Annotated in this window: 14 protein-coding genes; 5 read left to right on the forward strand and 9 right to left on the reverse strand. The window is 63.6% G+C overall.

What is annotated here, in order from left to right:
• Nucleotides 1-737 precede the first annotated feature (737 nt).
• Nucleotides 738-974: a tautomerase family protein gene (locus C2L66_RS29965; protein WP_054931464.1), complete on the reverse strand. Its 237-nt coding sequence runs from the start codon at nucleotides 972-974 to the stop codon at nucleotides 738-740.
• Nucleotides 975-1,041: 67 nt separating this feature from the next.
• Nucleotides 1,042-1,752, reverse strand: coding sequence for an SDR family NAD(P)-dependent oxidoreductase (locus C2L66_RS29970; RefSeq protein ID WP_054931465.1), 711 nt, complete (start codon nucleotides 1,750-1,752; stop codon nucleotides 1,042-1,044).
• Between the two features lie 1,080 nt (nucleotides 1,753-2,832).
• On the opposite strand from C2L66_RS29970, the gene C2L66_RS29975 reads away from it, so the two are divergent.
• Genes C2L66_RS29975 through C2L66_RS29990 form a run of 4 tightly spaced genes read left to right on the forward strand, consistent with a single transcriptional unit; the run spans nucleotide 2,833 to nucleotide 6,445 of the window.
• Nucleotides 2,833-3,147, forward strand: a complete 315-nt coding sequence (locus C2L66_RS29975) for a DUF485 domain-containing protein (RefSeq protein ID WP_054931466.1) — start codon at nucleotides 2,833-2,835, stop codon at nucleotides 3,145-3,147.
• A complete protein-coding gene (locus tag C2L66_RS29980; protein ID WP_060609714.1) occupies nucleotides 3,144-4,817 on the forward strand; it encodes a cation acetate symporter in 1,674 nt (557 codons plus the stop codon). The genes C2L66_RS29975 and C2L66_RS29980 overlap by 4 nt, the downstream gene beginning before the upstream one ends.
• Nucleotides 4,818-4,846: 29 nt before the next feature.
• Nucleotides 4,847-5,455 (forward strand): cytochrome b, encoded by a 609-nt coding sequence (locus C2L66_RS29985; RefSeq protein WP_082670534.1) that lies wholly within the window; start codon nucleotides 4,847-4,849, stop codon nucleotides 5,453-5,455.
• A 3-nt stretch (nucleotides 5,456-5,458) separates the two neighbouring features.
• A complete protein-coding gene (locus C2L66_RS29990) occupies nucleotides 5,459-6,445 on the forward strand; it encodes an NAD(P)H-dependent flavin oxidoreductase (RefSeq protein WP_054931468.1) in 987 nt (328 codons plus the stop codon).
• A gap of 209 nt (nucleotides 6,446-6,654) precedes the next feature.
• Here the strand turns inward: C2L66_RS29990 and acnB are convergent, their stop codons facing one another.
• Nucleotides 6,655-9,240 (reverse strand): bifunctional aconitate hydratase 2/2-methylisocitrate dehydratase, encoded by a 2,586-nt coding sequence (gene acnB / locus C2L66_RS29995; protein ID WP_060609717.1) that lies wholly within the window; start codon nucleotides 9,238-9,240, stop codon nucleotides 6,655-6,657.
• Between the two features lie 501 nt (nucleotides 9,241-9,741).
• Between acnB and C2L66_RS30000 the strand changes: the two genes are divergently transcribed.
• Nucleotides 9,742-11,427, forward strand: coding sequence for an ATP-binding protein (locus C2L66_RS30000; RefSeq protein ID WP_060609720.1), 1,686 nt, complete (start codon nucleotides 9,742-9,744; stop codon nucleotides 11,425-11,427).
• Nucleotides 11,428-11,482: 55 nt separating this feature from the next.
• On the opposite strand, the gene C2L66_RS30005 is transcribed toward C2L66_RS30000, so the two are convergent.
• The 6 genes from C2L66_RS30005 to C2L66_RS30030 all read right to left on the reverse strand — a co-directional run bounded on the left by C2L66_RS30005 (nucleotide 11,483) and on the right by C2L66_RS30030 (nucleotide 19,747).
• Complete coding sequence (locus C2L66_RS30005; RefSeq protein WP_060609723.1) at nucleotides 11,483-13,252, reverse strand: FAD-binding protein; 1,770 nt, start codon at nucleotides 13,250-13,252, stop codon at nucleotides 11,483-11,485.
• A gap of 66 nt (nucleotides 13,253-13,318) precedes the next feature.
• On the reverse strand, nucleotides 13,319-14,080 hold the full coding sequence (locus C2L66_RS30010; protein WP_082670573.1) for an SDR family oxidoreductase: 762 nt from the start codon (nucleotides 14,078-14,080) through the stop codon (nucleotides 13,319-13,321).
• A gap of 5 nt (nucleotides 14,081-14,085) precedes the next feature.
• Nucleotides 14,086-14,928 carry a shikimate dehydrogenase family protein gene (locus tag C2L66_RS30015; RefSeq protein ID WP_060609728.1) on the reverse strand — a complete coding sequence of 281 codons (843 nt, stop codon included), beginning with the start codon at nucleotides 14,926-14,928 and terminating at the stop codon, nucleotides 14,086-14,088.
• Nucleotides 14,925-17,477 carry a branched-chain amino acid ABC transporter ATP-binding protein/permease gene (locus tag C2L66_RS30020; protein WP_060609731.1) on the reverse strand — a complete coding sequence of 851 codons (2,553 nt, stop codon included), beginning with the start codon at nucleotides 17,475-17,477 and terminating at the stop codon, nucleotides 14,925-14,927. Before C2L66_RS30020 ends, C2L66_RS30015 begins: the two co-directional genes overlap by 4 nt.
• The gene (locus C2L66_RS30025; protein ID WP_035992123.1) at nucleotides 17,474-18,343 is read right to left on the reverse strand and encodes a branched-chain amino acid ABC transporter permease; all 870 of its coding nucleotides are present in this window, start codon (nucleotides 18,341-18,343) and stop codon (nucleotides 17,474-17,476) included. Before C2L66_RS30025 ends, C2L66_RS30020 begins: the two co-directional genes overlap by 4 nt.
• Before the next feature lie 111 nt (nucleotides 18,344-18,454).
• A complete protein-coding gene (locus C2L66_RS30030) occupies nucleotides 18,455-19,747 on the reverse strand; it encodes an ABC transporter substrate-binding protein (RefSeq protein WP_060609734.1) in 1,293 nt (430 codons plus the stop codon).
• Nucleotides 19,748-19,884 lie beyond the last annotated feature (137 nt).

Raw genomic sequence — 19,884 nt, forward strand, 5'->3', positions numbered from 1 at the left:
CGTTGGCATCCGCGAATTGTTAGCTCGCTTCAAGCGTCGCCCCTGTGCGGGGCGGCACCTACTTTTCTTTGCCGCCGCAAAGAAAAGTAGGCAAAAGAAAGCGGCTCACACCGCCAGCGCTAGTTCTTGCCTGAGGGCCCCCACAGGTTCTTACGCTTCACACGGCAACCACGTGACCCACGTCCGTTGCCAACGCTCTGAATGAGCGCCTCACCCGCTTCATATCCCCGCGTTTCAGCATGCCTCACCAGACAGTCCGCGGCCGCCCAGGTGGCAAACTGTGTGTCGGCTTTCGCGCCATACGCGCACCACTCCGAACCGATAGCGCACGCGTCCCACCCGGTAAGAGCGCCACCCTATACAACGCGACAACCTACACACAGTTTGCCACCTGGGCGGCCCATACCATTCGCTGGCGCTTGCACGAGTGCGGGTAATTGAAGCGGGTGAGGCGTACATTCGAAGCGTTGGCAACGGGCAGCAACCGGGGCGCTGGCGTGTGAAGTGTGGGGACGTTGGGGGCCCGTGGGTAAACGTCAAGAATTGGCGGTGTGAGCCGCTTTCTTTTGCCTACTTTTCTTTGCGGCGGCAAAGAAAAGTAGGTGCCGCCCCGCACAGGGGCGACGCTTGAAGCGAGCTAACGAATCGCGGATGCCAGCGCAAAAAACCAAAAACCAAAAACCAAAAACAACGCCCGCGCCGCCAAGGCCCCCAACCCGAAGACCCCCACTCACCTCTCAGACCTTCCCCTCGGCTTTCAGCCGACGATACTCATCAACCGGCAACCCACCCCATCCCCAGTTTTCCTTCTCGACTTCCTGAATAACGACGAAGGTCGCTTCCAGCGGCTTGTTCAGCACCTTCAGCAGCAGTTCGCTCGTTCCCTTGATGAGTTGCGCCTTCTCTTCCGGTGTCACTGCGTTCGTGCCGGGTGTGTTTCCCTCGCGTGTAACCTGAATAGTCACGATAGGCATCAGAATCTCCGTAGTGTCGTGTGAGGCCGGCGCCGCTGCCGGCGCCTCGCCGTGCTTGTTGAGGTGCTTAGTGGCCTGCGCTCTGGCCGCCGTCGACGTGCAGGATCTCGCCCGTGACGAACGACGCGGAATCGAGATACAGCACGGCATTGACGATGTCGCTCATCTCGCCCATGTGGCCGACGGGATGCAGCGCACCCAGTGCTTCGTGGGTTTCCGGCGCGTGCATCGGCGACTTGATGATGCCGGGCGAAACGGCGTTCGCGCGGATGCCCGACTTCGCGTATTCGATGGCGAGCGACCTGGTTGCGGCGTTCAGGCCGCCCTTGGTCAACGATGCGAGAACCGACGGCACGCCTGAGATTGCGTGATCGACGAGGCTCGTCGAGATTTGCAGGACGTGGCCGCTCTTGTTCTTTTCCATCTCGGCGATGGCGAGCTGCGTGATATGGAAGAAGCCGTTCACATTCACATTGAGCACGGCGGCGTAGTCTTCGGCCGTGTATTGCGTGAACGGCTTGGCGATGAAAATACCTGCGTTGTTGATCAGCGTGTCGACACGGCCGAAGCGTGCAATCGCTTCCGACACGGCACGTTGCGCGACTGCGCGGTCGCCGATGTCGCCAGCGATCGCCACGACGTTCGGATCGTCCGACGGCTTGATCGAACGCGCAACAGCGACGACGCGATAACCATGCTCGCGGAAGCCCTTGACGATCTCGGCGCCAATGCCTTGCGATGCACCCGTGACGATTGCTACTTTTTCCGAATTGCTCATGATGGACCTCGAACTGTTGTTCGGCTTGTGTCGGAATTGACAGTGCCGTTAGGTCGTAAATCTAGGCTTCCTCGGCGGCGTTGCGAACACCCGGGTTGGACAAACTGTTGTGATTGCGAGGAATAAATGGGTTTTTGCTGTCTGCGACGCGGGTTGGTTTTTTGTCGTTGCGGTGGGTGTGGGCGGGCAGGGTTTTTGCCTTTGGGCTGGCAGTTGCGGTTTTGAGTTGTTGGGCTTTGCGCTGGCATCCGCGATGCGTTAGCTCGCTTCACACGTCGCCCCTGTGCGGGGCGGCACCTACTTTTCTTTGCCGCCGCAAAGAAAAGTAGGCAAAAGAAAGCGGCTCACACCGCCAATTCTAGTTCTTGCCTGAGGGCCCCCAAAGGTTCTTACGCTTCACACGGCAATCACGTGACCCACGTTCGTTGCCAACGCTCTGAATGAGCGCCTCACCCGCTTCACGCACCTGCGTTTGAGCATGCCGTGCCAGACAGCCCACCGCCGCCCAGGTGGCAAACTGTGTGTAGGCCCTGGTACCTCACACGCATCACTCCGGACCGATTTCGCACGCGTCCCACCCTGTAAGAGCGCCACCCTATACGACGCGACAACCTACACACAGTTTGCCACCTGGGCGGCACATACCATTCGCTGCCGCTGGCCTTTGTACGGGAGTCTGAAGCGGGTGAGGCGCCAGTTCGATGCGTTGGCAACGCACACGAACAAGGGCGTTGCCGTGCGAAGTGTGGGGACGTTGAGGGCCCGTGGGTAAACGTCAAGGATTGGCGGTGTGAGCCGCTTTCTTTTGCCTACTTTTCTTTGCGGCGGCAAAGAAAAGTAGGTGCCGCCCCGCACAGGGGCGACGCGTGAAGTGAGCTAACGCATCGCGGATGCCAGCGCAAAGCCCAACAACCCAAAACCCAACAACCCAAAACCGCACGTCTCACTCACGATGATGTCATGCATCATCAATCATCATTTTACTTGATCGATCGCCGCTCCTATCGTTGAGGAAAGCAGAAGAGCGTGTCGGGTAGCCCCCGAAATGCGCCCACTTCGAAACGAAATACAGGAGACATCGTGGTCCAAACGACTGCACTTCACAACGTCCGGTTGTCGCCGGCTTTCGTACGACTCGTCGCGCGGCGGCGCAGGCTCGTCGTATTGCTCACGCTCGGCACCTTGCTGCCTTACTACGCATTCGTGCTGACAGCAGGCTTCGCGCCGCAAGTGCTCGCGTTGAAGCTGTTTCCCGGCAGTGTCATGACGATCGGCTGGCCGTTGGGCGTCGCGCTGATCGTCGGCACGTGGATACTGACGGGCATCTATATTCACCGCGCAAACGGCGAGTTCGACGAGTTGACCGCTCAGGTCCTCGCGGGAGACGCGCAATGAAACGATGCTTCGAACTCATCGGCGGCGTGCTGGCCGCCTGCATCGCCTGCGACGCAATGGCCGCAGCGGAGGTGCTCGAAAAAGCACAGAAGCAGCCGCTCAACACGACGGCCATCGTCATGTTCCTCGCGTTCGTCGTCGCGACGCTCGGCATCACGTATTGGGCGGCGTCGAAGACCCGGTCGATGAAGGACTTCTACAACGCCGGCGGTGGCATTTCCGGTTTTCAGAACGGTCTCGCGCTGGCGGGCGACTATATGTCGGCGGCGGCGCTGCTCGGCGTGACGAGCATGATCTTCTTCAACGGCTACGACGGCATGCTCTACGCGGTGAGCTTCTTCGTCGCGTGGCCGTTGCTGATGTTCCTGTTTGCCGAGCGCATCAGAAATCTGGGGCAGGTCACGATCGCCGACATTGCATCGTTCAGACTCGACCAGCAAAGAATACGCACGCTCATGGCATTCGGCTCGCTGACGGTGGTGTGCTTCTATCTCGTCGTGCAGATGGTGGGCGCGGGTCAACTGATCCAGTTGCTGTTCGGGCTTCAATACAACTATGCCGTCGTCGTGGTCGGCGCGTTGATGGCGGTGTACGTGACCTTCGGCGGCATGGTTGCGACAACCTGGGTGCAGATCATCAAGGCCGTACTCATGCTGTTCGGCGCGACCCTGCTTGCGGTTCTCGCGTTGAGCAAGTTCGGTTTCTCGATCGACGACATGTTCGCGCTAGCGATCGCCACACATAAGAGCGGCGCCGGCATCATGCTGCCGAGCAAGCTCGTCGCCGATCCGTTTGCGATGCTGTCGCTGTCGGTGGGACTGGTGTTCGGCACGTCGGGCTTGCCGCATATCCTGATGCGCTTCTTCACGGTGCCGGATGCCAAGGCGGCGCGCAAGTCCGTGTTCGTCGCGACGGGCTTTATCGGGTACTTCTTTCTGATCGTCATGGTGCTCGGCACGGCCGCGATCGTGATCGTCGGCCGCAATCCGGCGTTCTACGAGGGCGGCGTGCCCGGCGGCAAGCTGATCGGCGGCGGCAACATGCCCGTCATGCATCTGGCGAAGGCAATGGGCGGCGATCTCGTGCTGGGCTTCCTGTCTGCCGTCGCCTTTGCAACCATCCTCGCTGTCGTGGCGGGACTGACGATGGCAGGCACATCGGCCATCTCGCACGATCTGTACGCGATGGTCATCAAGCGCAATCGCGCCGACCACGCGAAGGAAAAGCGTGTGTCGAGAATCGCGTCGATTGCGATCGCGGGCGTGGCCATCGTGCTCGGCATCGTGTTCAAGGATCAGAACGTCGCGTTCCTCGTGGCGCTGACCTTCAGCGTGGCCGCGTCGGTCAATTTTCCGATCCTCACGCTCGCGATCTACTGGAAAGGCCTGACGACACGCGGCGCGCTGATGGGCGGCATTGCAGGGCTCGTCAGCGCAGTGGGTCTGGTCGTGCTGTCGCCCGCTGTGTGGGTCAAGGTGCTCGGACACGCGACGCCCGTCTTCCCATACGACTACCCCGCGATCATTTCGATGTCGATCGCTTTCTTCTTCACCTGGATCGGATCGGTCACCGATCAGGGCGCGAGAGCGGCAAACGAACGCGAGCAATTCGACGAGCAGTTTGTCCGCGCCCAGACGGGCATCGGTTCGTCGCGCGCCGCCAGTCACTAGTGAACGCTGCAATCGATAGGGAACAAAAAATGTCGAACTCGCCTACGTCATCCACACGCGATGCTCAAGTGCGCAGCACGCATGTACACGGCCGCTTTCAGTGGCGCGATACGGGCTTGGGTTTTTCGCCCGTCACGATCGCGCTGCACTGGATCGTCGCGGCGCTGGTGCTCGCGATCATCGGCATCGAGATCGCGCTTGTCGCGGCGCCGAATGCCGAGCTAGCGAGGGTTCTGAATCTGCTCGGCGCGATTCTGTTTCCGGTCTCGGTCTATCGGTTCTGGGCGCGCCTGACGTCGTGGCATCCGTTGCCGCTCGGCACGCCGAATCCGGTCGAGGTGATCGTGAGCCGGTCGGTTGCGACTGCGCTGGCGCTGGCGATGGTGCTGCTCCCCGTCGCCGCGTGGCTGGCTAAATCGGCGGCTGGCCAGCTGGTCGAATTGCCCGGCGGATGGATCATTCCATCGCCGATGCAGCCGAATCCGCAGGCCGCGCAGGTCTTCGAGGTGCTCTTCAGGATCGGCGCAACGCCGTTCGTGCTGGGCCTGGCGCTGCATATCTTCGGTGCCTGCAAGAATCATTTCGTGTTGAAGAACGATGCGTTGAAACGCATGCTTGGCAAACGCGTGGAGCTTTGAATCATGAGCACAACAGGTTTTGAGTTGGGTGGAAACGCCGTCACGAAGCTCTGTGGCGTCAGATATCCGATCTTCCTCGCCGGCATGGCCGCGATCTCCGGTCCGAAGCTCGTTGCCGCCGTCGCCAATGCGGGCGGGATGGGAACGGTGGGCGGTTTGCGTCTGCCGCCGCTCGCGCTGCGGCGATGGATCCGTGAAACGAAAGAACTGACTGACAAGCCGTTCGGCGTCAATCTCGTCCCTTCGTTCGGCGGCCCGGATGTATTCGAGGCGCAGTTTCAGGTCGTGTTGCAGGAAAAGCCCAAAATGCTGTCGCTGTTCTATGCGGAGAACTATCCGCATATGATCTCGCGCGCAAAGGACGCGGGAATGGTGGTGATGGTGCAGGTCGGTTCCGTGGAGCTCGCGCGCAAGGCTATCGCGCAGGGCGCCGATATCATCACTGCGCAGGGCAGCGAAAGCGGCGGGCATCTGAACCGCGGCACGATTGGATTGCTTTCGCTGCTGCCGTCGCTCATCGCTGCGGCGGGCGGGCGTCCTGTGCTCGCGGCAGGCGGGATCACGAATCGCGACGACGTCCGCACGGTGATGAACATGGGCGCGGGCGGCGTGCTCTGCGGCACGGCTTTCGTTGCGTGTGACGAGTCGAATGCTCATCCGCTTTACAAGCAGAAGATCGTCGATGCGACGGTCGATGACACCGAATACCGCACCGGCTATTCGTTCGGCTGGAAATACGGCACGCCGCACCGGGTCATTCCGAATCGCGACAAGTGGAACCTGTTGCGGCATATCGGCGGCGGCGCGCGGGCGATCGACAAACCGAGAATGGCGCAGAAGTTGTCGTTGTATGCGGGGCAGGGCGTCGGGAAGATCGACCGTGTGATGTCGGCGGCGGCGCGCGTGGAGGAACTCGTGAAGGGGCTTGCTGACGAAGGCGAGCGGGATGCGGCTGAACCGTTCGAGGGGGCCCGGTTGCGCTATGCGTAGGGTGCGGTGATTCGACGGCCGGGCATCGAGGCCGGCTGGTCGGCTCGTCGTGCGCGGGAAGCGATTCAGCGAGGTTCCTTGGCTAGCGGCTGCGAAATCGTGTCACTCCGGAACCCGTTCCCCCAAAAAAAAGCGCCGCGGGCATTCAGCCCGCGGCGCCATTGCGTGGTGCTACGACGAGAACGACACGCCGTAGCCCGACAGCACGCTTACATCTCCACGGTGTCGGCCACTTGCTTGAAGTCCTCGATCTGGTCGAAGTTCATGTACTGATAGATCTTGTCGCCATTGGCGTTGAGCACGCCCATGTCGGCCATGTACTCTTCCTTGGTCGGGATCTTGCCCAGACGCGAGCAGATCGCCGCCAGTTCCGCCGAGCCAAGGTACACGTTCGTGTTCTTGCCCAGGCGGTTCGGGAAGTTACGGGTCGAGGTCGACATGACCGTCGCGCCTTCACGCACCTGTGCCTGGTTGCCCATGCACAGCGAGCAGCCCGGCATTTCGGTACGCGCGCCAGCCGTGCCGAACACGCCGTAGTGGCCTTCTTCCGTCAGCTGCTTCTGGTCCATCTTGGTCGGCGGCGCGACCCACAGCTTGACGGGGATGTCGCGCTTGCCTTCCAGCAGCTTCGACGCGGCACGGAAGTGGCCGATGTTGGTCATGCACGAGCCGATGAACACTTCGTCGATCTTGGCGCCGGCCACGTCCGACAGCGTCTTCACGTCGTCCGGATCGTTCGGGCAGGCCACGATCGGCTCGTGGATGTCGGCCAGATCGATTTCGATGACGGCTGCATACTCAGCGTCGGCGTCCGGCGACAGCAGTTGCGGGTCGGCCAGCCACTGCTCCATCGCCTTGATACGGCGCTGCAGGCTGCGCGGGTCCTGATAGCCTTCGGCGATCATCCACTTCAGCAGCGTGATGTTGCTGTTGAGGTATTCGATGATCGGTTCCTTGTTCAGACGCACCGAGCAACCGGCGGCCGAGCGCTCGGCGGAGGCATCCGACAATTCGAACGCTTGCTCGACCTTCAGATCGGGCAGGCCTTCGATTTCGAGAATGCGGCCCGAGAAGATGTTCTTCTTGCCTTGCTTGGCAACCGTCAGCATGCCTTGCTTGATGGCGTAGAGCGGAATGGCGTTGACGAGATCGCGCAAGGTCACGCCCGGCTGCATCTTGCCCTTGAAGCGGACCAGCACCGATTCCGGCATGTCCAGCGGCATCGTGCCCGTAGCGGCGGCGAACGCGACCAGGCCAGAACCGGCCGGGAAGCTGATGCCGATCGGGAAGCGGGTGTGCGAGTCGCCGCCCGTGCCCACGGTGTCGGGCAGCAGCATGCGGTTCAGCCACGAGTGGATCACGCCGTCGCCCGGACGCAGCGCGATGCCGCCACGGTTGCTGATGAAGTTCGGCAGCGTCTGGTGGGTCTTCACGTCGACCGGCTTCGGATAAGCGGCCGTATGGCAGAACGACTGCATGACGAGATCAGCCGAGAAGCCCAGGCACGCCAGGTCCTTCAGCTCGTCGCGCGTCATCGGGCCGGTGGTGTCCTGCGAGCCGACCGAAGTCATGCGCGGTTCGCAGTACGCGCCCGGGCGAACGCCTTGGCCTTCCGGCAGGCCGCAGGCGCGGCCAACCATCTTCTGCGCCAGCGAAAAGCCCTTGCCGCTGTCGGCCGGCTGCTGCGGCAGGCGGAACAGCGTGGACGGAGCCAGACCCAGCGCTTCACGCGCCTTGGCGGTCAAACCGCGACCGATGATCAGCGGAATGCGGCCGCCGGCGCGCACTTCGTCGAACAGCACGTCTGACTTGACCTGAAACTCGGCGATCACTTCGCCGTTCTTCAGCGCCTTGCCTTCGTACGGGCGCAGTTCGACCACGTCGCCCATTTCCATCTTCGACACGTCGAGTTCGATGGGCAGTGCGCCGGCATCTTCCATCGTGTTGTAGAAGATCGGGGCGATCTTGCTGCCCAGGCACACGCCGCCGAAACGCTTGTTCGGGATGAAGGGGATGTCTTCGCCCGTGAACCACAGCACCGAGTTGGTGGCCGACTTGCGCGAGGAGCCGGTGCCGACCACGTCGCCCACGTACGCGACCAGGTGGCCCTTTTCCTTCAGCGACTCGATGAACTTGACGGGACCACGCTTGCCGTCCTCTTCCGGCGTGATGCCGGGGCGGGCGTTCTTCAGCATTGCCAGCGCGTGCAGGGGGATGTCCGGGCGGGTGGTGGCGTCCGGGGCCGGCGACAGGTCGTCGGTGTTGGTTTCGCCCGTCACCTTGAACACGGTGATGGTCAGGCTTTGCGGCACTTCCGGACGGCTGGTGAACCATTCGGCGTCGGCCCAGCTTTGCATCACGGCGCGGGCGTTGGCGTTGCCCTTGTCCGCCAGTTCCTTGACGTCGTGGAACTGGTCGAACATCAGCAGGGTTTTCTTCAGCGCTTCAGCGGCGACGGTGCCGACTTCGGCGTCGGACAGCAGTTCGATCAGCGGCTGGATGTTGTAGCCGCCTAGCATCGTGCCGAGCAGCTCGGCGGCGCGGGTGCGCGAGATCAGCGCGCAGGCGGTCTCGCCTTTGGCCACGGCGGCCAGGAAGCCCGCCTTCACGCGCGCGGCTTCGTCCACGCCAGCGGGCACGCGGTTGGTGATCAGGTCGAGCAGGGTCTGCTCTTCGCCAGCGGGCGGGTTGGTCAGCAGTTCCACCAGCTCGGCGGTCTGCTGAGCCGTCAGCGGCAGCGGAGGAATGCCGAGCGCGGCGCGCGCGGCTACATGAGCACGAAAGTTTTCAAGCATGGGAGACCTGCTGGTATTGCGTTTCAGGGGAGGACTTTTCAGGCACGTCGAAACTGCTTCGGGCACTGCTTTAATCCCGATTTTAATTGCAATACCCTATGCGGTCAAATGTCTTATGTCTTATATAAGAGTTGGAGGCGGAGACGGTGAGCGCGATTGCAGGGAACGGGGGGCGCGAGAAAATCGCCTGGCGGCGAGATTACCTTTGACAGGCCGCTGAAATGCGCATCGCCCGACAGGCTCCGTGTGATCTCGATGGATGGCTTTTTCCGGCGCGGTGATTCAGCCGTCGCGTCGGACAGGTGAGGAATCGCGGGCCTGTTGGGTGATCGTTAGGTCCGGGCCTGTTTTTTGCTCACATAGTCACGTTCAGTCGTCCGCATCGCGTCGAATTCGCGCGATCCTGGTTGTTTTCGCAGATTGCCGGCATGGTCCGGCAGAAGGCGGTGTCGAATGTTGCGGTCAGGAAAAGACCATGGATGCGCGGGATGGCGCGGCGAAATGGCCCTGCGAATCCGTGACTTCGATTGGTCGAGGACGTCGCTCGGCCTCATCGACGATTGGTCATCGAGTCTGCGAGCGGCTGTTCAGTTAGTGCTCGCGTCTCCCGTACCGCTCGTGATGTTGTGGGGGCACGCTGGACATATGGTCTACAACGACGCCTATGCGGTTTTCGCAGGCGGCCGCCATCCGTTTCTGCTCGGGTCTCCCGTCGAGGAGGGCTGGCCAGAGATTGCCGATTTCAATCGCAACGTCGTCGACACTTGCCTCGCGGGCGGCACGTTGTCCTACAAGGACAAGGAACTCGTTCTGTTCCGCAACGGCGCCGCCGAAGACGTCTGGATGGATCTTTACTACAGCCCCGTGGTCGAGGATGACGGCGCGCCCGCTGGCGTCATCGCCGTCGTCATCGAGACGTCCGAGCGCGTCATCGCCGAGCGGCGGCAACAGGAGGCTGAAGCTGCGCTGCTCAAGCTGACGCGCAACCTGGAGCAACGGGTGGCGGATGCGGTGACGGCCCGGGTAGAACTCGAAGAGCAACTTCGGCAGTCACAGAAAATGGAGGCGATCGGCGCACTGACAGGGGGTGTCGCGCACGATTTCAACAACGTCTTGCAAGCCATCTCGGGCAATCTGCAAGTGCTCGCGCTGCAGGAAAAGGGTAACGAAAATGTCCAGAAACGCGTCACCGCTGCGGCATCCGCTGTGGAGCGCGGCGGGAAACTGTCATCCCAACTGCTTGCTTTCGCTCGCCGCCAGCCCTTGTCGCCCACCGTCATCAATCCAGGCCGCATTTTCGATACGCTTGGCGACCTGCTCCAACGGGCTTTGGGCGAGAGCATTTCTGTTCAGATGTCGCTGTCGGCCCATCCATGGTTCATACAGGCCGACCGGAACCAGCTGGAAAATGCGGTGCTCAATCTGGCCATCAATGCGCGCGACGCGCTGGACGGAGAGGGCCAGATTAGCGTGATCGGAGAAAACGTGGTGTTGACCGCGAGCGACGTGACCGGTGCCGAGATCGCGGCAGGAGAGTATCTGCGCATTACGGTTCGGGACGAGGGGGTAGGAATGTCACCCGAGGTTCTCGAACGTGCGTGTGAGCCGTTCTTCACCACCAAAGGGGAAGGCCAGGGAACCGGGCTGGGTTTGAGCATGGTGTTCGGCTTTGTGCGGCAAAGCGGCGGCCATCTGACCATCCTCAGCGAAGTCGGTCGAGGCACGTCCGTACAGATGCATTTTCCTCGGAGTGCCGTGGCAGAGGGCACGCTATCGGAATTCAGCCTTGTCTCGCATGTCGGTGGCAACGAGATCATTCTGGTGGTGGAAGACGACGCCAGCGTTCGGGCGACCTCTGCGGAACTGCTGCGGGAACTGGGCTATGAAGTCGTCGAGGCCGTCAACGGGGACGCGGCATTGGCGCTGTTGCAAAGCGGCGTCAAGGTCGACCTGGTGCTGACGGATGTCGTGATGCCGGGCGCGGTGAAGAGCGCGGACCTCGCCGCCTGGGCGCGTAGCAGAACGCCGCCCGTTCCTGTGCTTTTTACCTCTGGCCATACGCGCGACATCATCTCGAAAAATAATATTCTCGCGCCCGACGTCAAGCTCCTGCGCAAGCCATATCTTCCCGAAACGCTGTCCCGGATGGTGCGCGCCGTGCTCGCGGAATCGACGCGGCCGGGCTAGCGTCGAACGGCGGTGCACGCTCGGGAAGCAGTCGATGCCCGCGTCCCGATACGGCTTAAGGCGATTCGTTCATGCAGGCATCCACACGAGTCCGTCGATTCGAAGCGCCGTCACCCAGCTTGCCCGCGATGTACTTCGCGACGCGCCAGCCGAACACGATGGCCGGCCCCAACGTCGTGCCGGGCCCGGGATACGTGCCGCGAAATATCGAAGCCAGATCGTTGCCGCACGCGAAGAGTCCCGGTATCACGTTGCCGTTCACATCGAGCAGTTCGCCGTTCGCATTTCCGCTCAGACCCGCGCTGCACGCGAGGTCGGCTGGCCACACGGTCACGGCGTAGTACGGGCCTTTGCCCAACGCACGGATGCACGGATTGGGCTTCTGCGCGGCGTCGCCGTTGAAGCGGCTCATCGGGCTGGAGCCGCGGCCGAAGGCGGGGTCGCTGCCCGATGCGGCATCGCGGTTGTAGGTTTCGACAGTGTGCGCGAGCCCTGTCGCATCCACGTTCAGTTTCGCCGCCAGTGCGGCCAGCGTGTCGCCTTTGACCAGATACCCGGCGCGCTCGAATTCGGCAATGCGCGCGCGGCTTCGCCCCGGCATCAGCAGGCCCAGACCATAGGCGCGGATAAAGTCTGCGTCGACGATCAGATGCGCCGGCACGCTCGGGCCATGGCCGTCGTCGCGCAGCATGCCCATCACGAAGTCGTGATAGGAGCCGGATTCGTTGACGAACCGCTCGCCTCGGCTATTCACGGCAATGAGTCCCGGCTTCGCGCGATCGAGGATGATATGCGGCCACACGCTATCGCCGCCGCCGGACGAACGGCGGATCGAGCAGGGCATCCAGAGGCCCGGGCTGTCGCCGCCGTTTTCGAGTCGCGCATCGACGGCGAGCGCGCTGCCCACGCCGTCGCCCGTGTGAGTGTCGGGAGCAAGCGACAGCCGTTGTGCGGCAGCCGGAAACAACTGTTTGCGCAGCGCCGGATGCCGCGCGACGCCGCCCGTGGCGAGCACGACACCGCGACGCGCGCCGATGCGCCGTTGCTCGCCGTCACGCGAACCGATCACGGCGCCCGTCACGCGGCCTTGCTCGCGAACCAGTTCGACGAGCGGCGTTTCGAAGCGTATTGCCACGCCGCGCTTGCGCAAGCTGTAGAAGAGCCGGGCGGCGAGCGCATTGCCCATGACGAGTTGCGTGCCGCGCGCAAAACGCACGCGGTCGACGACATAGCGGCCGACCACTTCGACGGTGCGCCTGAAATTGCCGAACGATCCGAACGGACTGAGCAGCGCGCCGAGGTCGCTGCGATTGACCATCATCCCGCCCAGGCCCATGAATTCCTTGCGCGGCGGGCGCACGCGCGAGAAGTCCTTGTCCAGCACGCGGGCATCGAAAGGCAAGGGCGCGAGCGCGCGGCCGCCGAATGCCGCGCCCGGCCCCGTCACATAGTCGGGATGCGCGGCCGCCGCGACGAATTTGACGTCGCTGATGCGCTGCAATTCGTCGATGGCGAGCGGGCCGCTTTGCAGGAAGGCCTCGCGTGCTTCGTCGCCGCCGCGCTCGCCGACCACCGATTGCAAGAACCGGCGCGCGTCGTCGACGCTGTCGGGCACGCCCGCATCGACGCTCAATTGCGTGCCCGGCACCCACGTCGTGCCGCCCGACGTCGATGTGATGCCGCCGACGGCCTCCGTCTTTTCGCACAGGAGAACGTCGAGGCCCTCGTGATGCGCGATCAACGCAGCCGTCATGCCCGCCGCGCCCGCGCCGAACACGAGCACATCGACTTCTTCGTCCCATTGGATGCTGCTGCCTGAATTCATGTTCACTGTCTCCTCTGATGCCTTGCTGCCGTTTCCGTGCTTGCTGGATGGTGTTTGAAGCGGACGTCAGTAAGTCGCGCGTCCGCCGGACAGATCGAAGGTGGCGCCCGTCGAAAACGAGCATTCATCCGATGCCAGCCACGCGGCCAGGCTTGCGACTTCGCCGGCCGTGCCGGCGCGTTGCATCGGAATCTTCGCCAGACTTGCGGCGAGCGCGTCGGGGGTCATCTGCTGCAGCAAGGGTGTCTCGATCACGGCAGGCGCGATGCAGTTCACGCGCACCGGCGTCAGCGCCAGTTCCTTGCCCATCGACTTCGTGAACGCAATCACGCCCGCTTTGGCCGCCGAATACGCGGACATCGACGGATTGCCTTCCTTGCCCGCAATCGACGCGAGATTGACGATGCGGCCAAAGCCCGCGTCGAGCATGGGTTGGACGGCGGCGCGCGAGCACAGGAACACGCTGCGGAGATTGACGTCGATACAGCGCTGCCATGCGTCCAGCGCGCTGTCGGCGACGGTCGAGATCGGGCCCGTCGTGCCCGCGCCATTCATCAGCACATGCAGCGCGCCGAAGCGTTCGAGAGTGGTGTGGAGCGCGGCGGCGACGGAGGCTTCGTTTGTCACGTCCACATGCACGCCGATGGCTGCGCCGTTCGTGCCGCTGTTTTCGTCAGCGCACAGCGTGTCGGCGGCTTCGCGCGCCGCACGCGCATCGAGGTCCCACAGCGCGACGCGCATGCCGTCGCGTTGCAGCCGCGCCGCAATTGCCCGGCCGATCCCGCCCGCGCCGCCCGTGACGACGGCGACTCGCTGCGCCGCGCTCATGCCGCTCATGCTTTTGCGTCGAGCAGAAACTCGACCATGCGATCGCATACGCGCGCGAACATCTGCGTGCCTGTCACGGTCTTGCAGCCTCGCGCCCGTGCCGCTTCGATGAACGGCGTGAGCGGCGGCTTCGTGACGACGTCGCCGACAAACGTGGAGGCAGGCAGGCGCGACACGTCGATAGGCAGCGGATCGTCGGCGCGCATGCCCATCGGCGACGCGTTGACGATTACGTCGAACGATCCGGCTTCGACATCGGCCGCCGCCACGTGCACGGCGCCGCGTTGCATCGCGGCGAGCCGTGTGACGAGCGAAGCCGTGCGCGCCGTATCGTTGTCGCGCACGCCGAGGGCGGCGACGCCCGCGCTCACGAGCGCTTGACCGATGGCCGAGCCCGCGCCGCCCGCGCCGATCAGCAGCGCGCGTTTGCCGCGCAGATCGCAGCCGGCATCTTCGAGCGCGGCGACGAAGCCCGTGCCGTCGAACATACCGCCATGCCAGCCGCCATCGGCCGTGCGCCGCAGCGTGTTCACCGCGCCGAGAAACGCGGCCTCATCGGACAGACTCGAGCAGAACCCGGCGGCGCTGAACTTGTGCGGCACGGTGATGATCACGCCGTCGACATTGCGCATTGGCGCGACGCCAGCGAAGAATGCCGCGAGATCGTCCGGCGCGACGTGCGCGGGGACCACCAGCGCGTCGCGTCCCGCTTCGCGCATTGCCGCCGTCACGCCTTTGGGCGAGCGCACCTGCGCAATGGGATCGCCGACAATGAAATACACGCGCGTCGCGCCGCTGAGTCCCTCGTCGAGCGATACGGCGACGTTCGTTGCAGTCGTTTGGGTCATGCTGTTTTCACCTCCGGAGTAGAACGGGCATCGTCATGCACGATGCCGAGCAGTTTGGCCTGAGTCGCGCTGTCCTGCGCGAGCGCGTCAGCCGTGTTTTCGTACGCGACGCGGCCGTTGACGAGCACATACACGCGGTCGGCGATCGGCAACACCATATCGGCCTGATGTTCGACGATAACGACACTTGCACGCTCGCGCAGCTTGACGACGGCATCGAGCACTTCCTGCACGACGGCAGGCGCAAGACCTTCGAACGGCTCATCGAGCAGGATCGCTTTGGCGGGCGCCATCAACGCACGCGCGATGGCCACCATCTGCCGTTCGCCGCCCGACAGATGTTCGGCGCGTACGTCCTTGCGGTTCGCGAGCCGAGGAAAAAGCGCGTAAATCTCGTCGACGCTCGCGCCGCCCTTGCGTGCGGCGAGCCGCAAGTTTTCGTAGACGGTCAGATTCGGAAACAGGCGGCGGCCTTCGGGGACCATCGCGAGACCGAGCCGGTTGATCTCGTGCATGGGCCGCGACGTGATGTCGTGTCCGTCGAACGTGATGGTACCGGCGCTGATCTGCGCGACACCCGTTGCCGCGCGCAGCGCGGTCGTCTTGCCGACGCCGTTGCGCCCGAGGACCGCGATCACTTCGCCTTCGTGCAGCGTGAGATCGATGCCGTCGAGAATCGTGTTGCCCGCATAGCCCGCCTTCACGTTTTGCAATTGCAGAAGCACGCGCCGGTTGGCCGGGGTGTCGCGTATGTGCGCGACACGGTCGGCGAGACGCGCATCGACGGGACGCTGGCCCTTTGCGTGACCCATGTACGCTTCGATCACTTCAGGATGCGCCGCGACTTTGGCAGGCGAGCCGTCGGCGATCAGATGGCCGCGATGCAGCACGCTGACGCGGTCGGAGATGGTCAGCACGCGGTCGATGTCATGTTCGATCAGCAGCACCGCGTGATGATTCGCGAGTTCGCGAATGATACGCGCGACATTGGCGCGATCCGCTTCCGCAAGGCCCGCGAGCGGTTCGTCGAGCAGCAGCAGACGGGCTTGCGTCGCGAGCGACAACGCGATTTCGAGCAGACGCTGTTCCCCATGCGAGAGACTCTCGCACGACGCCGCCGCTCGCTCGACGAGACCGACGGCTGCGAGCAGCGACCAGGCGCGCGCGTTCTGCGTGTCGAGCGTATGCGCGTCGCGCCACAAGCCGAGCCGTTCGCGCTGCGCGGCCTGCACGGCGACGCGCACGTTCTCGAACACGGTGAGGTTGCGAAACACGCTGAGAATCTGGAACGAGCGGCTCATGCCGAGCCGCACGCGGCGGAACATCGCCAGTCTCGTCACGTCCTTGCCGTCGAACGTGATCGTGCCCGACGATGGCGGCAGCACGCCCGTCAGCATGTTGAAGAAGGTCGTCTTGCCCGCGCCGTTCGGCCCGATGAAACTGTGCAGCCGATACGGAAAGACGTCGAGGTCGATCTTGTCGGCCGTCACCAGCGAGCCGAATTGCTTCGACAGCCCGCGCACGCTGAGAATCGGCGCGTCCGGATTCATGTCGATGCGGCTCGCGCGGTACGGCGCGATCACTTCGGGACGGGCGGGAATGGTGTCGCGCACGAGCGTCCAGCGCGGCCGGCGCAGCAGGCGCTGCGCGAGACCCTGAATGCCTTCGGGGGAGAAGAACGCGAACGCAATGATGATCGGCGCGAACATCAGCCACCAGTGTTCGGTAAGGCTGCTCAGCTTGTCTTCGAGCAGGATGAACGCAATCGCGCCCCACAGCGGCCCGAGAAACTGGTGCACGCCGCCCAGCACTGTCATCAGCAGACTGTCGCCTGCGTGTTCCCAGCTAAGGTTGTTTGCATACGCGCCCTGCAGCATCAGGCACAGTAACCCGCCCGCGTAACCGATCACCGAGGCCGAGATCACGAACGCATACAGCTTCAGGCGGTAGGTGTCATAGCCGAGGCTCGCGGCGCGCTGCTCGTTGTCGCGCAGCGCCTGCAACGCGCGCCCGAATGGCGCGTGGACGAGGCGCCACAGGCCATATGCGACGGCGATCACCGTGACGCACGCGAACACATGAAAGCCCGTGGTGGTCGCGAAGGTCGGGCGCGGCACGTTTTGCAGGCCGTTCTCGCCGCCCGTCACGTCGGTCCATTTGAACGCGATTTCGAATGCGATCTGCGAGCAGGCGAGCGTGAGCAGCGAGAAATACAGCCCGCGCCGCTTGAGCACGATCGCGCCGATCAATGCGGCCATGACGGCCGTGACGGCCACGCTCGCGGCCAGCGCAACGAGTTCGTTGCCGATCAGACGTTGCAGCGAGATCGCAACCAGATACGTCGAGGTGCCGAAGAACACCGAGGCGCCGAACGGCACCAGACCCGCATAAGCGACCAGAAGATTCACGCCCATGCCGTAGAGCGTGTAGATGGCGATCTGTGTCGCGCGTTCCAGCGGCGTGCCGCTTGCGGTCAATGCGATCGAGACGATGAGGAGGCACGTGGTCAGCAGCGCGACGGGGTGCCGGGTCAACAGTTTGACATTCATTCGAAGCGCTCCCAGCGTTCGCCGAACAGCCCGCGCGGACGCACGAGCAGAACGAGTGCCATCAGGACATACATCGCCACCGACGACCCTTCCGGAAAGAACTGCACGGCGAGCGCCGTCACCACGCCGACCAGCAGGCCCGCGACGACGGCGCCCGCAAACGAGCCCAGACCGCCGATCGTCACGATCACGAAGGCGGGCATGACGGCTGCCGTCGCCATGCTGGGCGTGACGGTCAGCAGCGGTGCGGCGAGCACGCCCGCCGCGCCCGCGAGCAACGCGCCGAGACCGAACGCGCCCGTCAGCACGCGCGGCAGATTGATGCCGAGCAGGCCGACCATCTCGGGGTCGCGGCTGCCCGCGCGCAAGATGCGCCCATAGGGCGTGAACTTCATGAACCACCACAACGCGAGCAGAATCGCGACCGTCGCGGCAAGCACGAACAGACGATACTTCGTGATCAGCAGCGGCCCGTAGACGAGGAAGCCGCTGAGCGCGGCAGGCGGACTGAACGGCAGGCCGCCCGCGCCCCACACGAGGCGGATCAGCGCCGTCAGCAGCAGCGACAGGGCGAACGTCACGATCAGTCCGAGCAGAGGCTCCTTGCCGTACAGCCGCCGGATGAAGATCACTTCGATCAGCACCCCCGCGAGCGCGACGAGGACGGGCGCGACGATCACGGCGGCCCAGCCGAACTGCGTCGACAGGGCGATCGCGAAATACGCGCCGAGCGCGAACAGCGCGCCGTGCGCAAAGTTGACGATGCCCAGCAGCCCGCAGATGATCGACAGACCGATCGCGAGCAACACGTAGAGAAAGCCCAGCACCAACCCGTTGGCGATCTGGGACAACACCATTTCTGCCATGCCTGTACTCCAGCTGAATGCAGATAACCGCAGGACATTGCGGAACGGATCGGGCCGCTGCATGAGGCTCACGCAACGGCCCGCCGATGCCGCAGCAAAGTTCGCCGCGCGTTATCGCGCAGCCATCGTGCAACCGATTTCCTGCTTCGTGCCGTAAAGGCTGTCGAGCTCCGCGGGGTTCTGCGGCACGGCCGACACCTGGTTGAGCCAGTCCCACTTGTCGGTGATGTGGTCCTTCACCTTGAAGACCGTCCAGCGGCGCAGCATCTGGTGATCCCACGGGCGGAAATAGGCAGGCCCGCTGCTGTCGCCGAACTGCACGGTCTCGAGGCTCTGCACGATGTCCGGCCCGGACGTGCTCTTCGCCTGATTGACGCCGGCGAGCAGGGCGCGCGTCGTGAACCAGCCGATCCACGCCTTGTCGGCAGGCGGCTTGCCGTACTTCGCCGTGTACTTCCTGATGAACGCGAGCTCTTCGGGCGAATGCCCCGGCGAACTGTAGTGCCAGGGCTTGCCGTAGTAGCCGGTTGCCGCATCGACGTTGATCGACCACAGGTCCGAATCGCCGATGATGGGACAGGCAACGGGAATCTTGTCCTTCATGCCCATTTCCGCGTACTGCTTGAGGAAGGTCGAGAGATCGCCGCCCGGCAGGCCGAGCAGCACGACATCGGGCTTCGACTGGCGGATCTTCAGAATGAACGAGCTGAAGTCGGTGGTGTTGAGCGGCGTCACATCCGCACCCGCGATCGTGCCGCCCGACTGCTTCAGCAACTCGGACATGGAACGCTGGATATCCTGCCCATACGCGTAGTTCGCGACGAGGAAGTGCCACTTCTTGCCGATCGCCAGCAGCGACGGCGCAAGCGCGCGGCATGTGACGGGCGTCGGACTGAGCACGCGAAACGTGTACGGATTGCAGCTGCTGCCCGTCAGCTCGCGCGCGGCGGCGTTCGGCGCGATATAGGGCGTCTTGGTGCGGTTCGCGACGGAAGACATCGCCAGCGACGTGCCGCTATTCGTGCCGCCGATCACGGCGATGACCTTGTCCTGCTCGATCAGCTTCTGCATGTTCTGCTGCGCCGACTGCGGATTCGGCTCGTCGTACCAGACCAGATCGACGCGGCGGCCGCGTGCCTGGTTGTTCGCATCGTCGAGCGCCATCTTCACGCCGTTCGCGATCACTTCGCCCTGCTCGGTCCACACGCCTTGCTTGGCCATCAGCAGCCCCAGCTTGAGCGGCTGCTCGCCTTGCGCGCGCACGATCGCGGGCGCAGCCAGCACGGCCGCGCCGCTCGCGAGCGTCTTGCCCGCGGCGGCGAGCCACGCGCGCCGCGTCATGCCCGCGCTGTCGGGCGCACTCTGCGCTTCGTGATTCATGGGTTGTGTGTGTTCGTCCTTCATGTCTCTCCGCTCCTCTCCGTATTCGTTCGCAAACTCTCGACGCCCCGAACTTTTGGTGAACTGTAGTTCGAATTGGAATAGTATTCAACAATCAAAGCGAATTTCATTAAATCCGGGTATTCACCTGGACGCTGTTG

It is taken from the genome of Paraburkholderia caribensis, from assembly GCF_002902945.1.
Taxonomy (GTDB): domain Bacteria; phylum Pseudomonadota; class Gammaproteobacteria; order Burkholderiales; family Burkholderiaceae; genus Paraburkholderia; species Paraburkholderia caribensis.

Bases quoted from the DNA above. Each gene is read 5' to 3' on its own strand.
- C2L66_RS29985 (WP_082670534.1), top strand. From the start codon at position 4,847: ATGTCGAACTCGCCTACGTCATCCACACGCGATGCTCAAGTGCGCAGC.
- C2L66_RS29980 (WP_060609714.1), top strand. From the start codon at position 3,144: ATGAAACGATGCTTCGAACTCATCGGCGGCGTGCTGGCCGCCTGCATC.
- C2L66_RS29990 (WP_054931468.1), top strand. From the start codon at position 5,459: ATGAGCACAACAGGTTTTGAGTTGGGTGGAAACGCCGTCACGAAGCTC.
- C2L66_RS30010 (WP_082670573.1), bottom strand. From the start codon at position 14,080: ATGAGCGCGGCGCAGCGAGTCGCCGTCGTCACGGGCGGCGCGGGCGGG.
- C2L66_RS29965 (WP_054931464.1), bottom strand. From the start codon at position 974: ATGCCTATCGTGACTATTCAGGTTACACGCGAGGGAAACACACCCGGC.
- C2L66_RS30020 (WP_060609731.1), bottom strand. From the start codon at position 17,477: ATGAATGTCAAACTGTTGACCCGGCACCCCGTCGCGCTGCTGACCACG.
- C2L66_RS30025 (WP_035992123.1), bottom strand. From the start codon at position 18,343: ATGGCAGAAATGGTGTTGTCCCAGATCGCCAACGGGTTGGTGCTGGGC.
- acnB (WP_060609717.1), bottom strand. From the start codon at position 9,240: ATGCTTGAAAACTTTCGTGCTCATGTAGCCGCGCGCGCCGCGCTCGGC.
- C2L66_RS30030 (WP_060609734.1), bottom strand. From the start codon at position 19,747: ATGAAGGACGAACACACACAACCCATGAATCACGAAGCGCAGAGTGCG.
- C2L66_RS29970 (WP_054931465.1), bottom strand. From the start codon at position 1,752: ATGAGCAATTCGGAAAAAGTAGCAATCGTCACGGGTGCATCGCAAGGC.
- C2L66_RS30005 (WP_060609723.1), bottom strand. From the start codon at position 13,252: ATGAATTCAGGCAGCAGCATCCAATGGGACGAAGAAGTCGATGTGCTC.
- C2L66_RS30015 (WP_060609728.1), bottom strand. From the start codon at position 14,928: ATGACCCAAACGACTGCAACGAACGTCGCCGTATCGCTCGACGAGGGA.
- C2L66_RS30000 (WP_060609720.1), top strand. From the start codon at position 9,742: ATGGCCCTGCGAATCCGTGACTTCGATTGGTCGAGGACGTCGCTCGGC.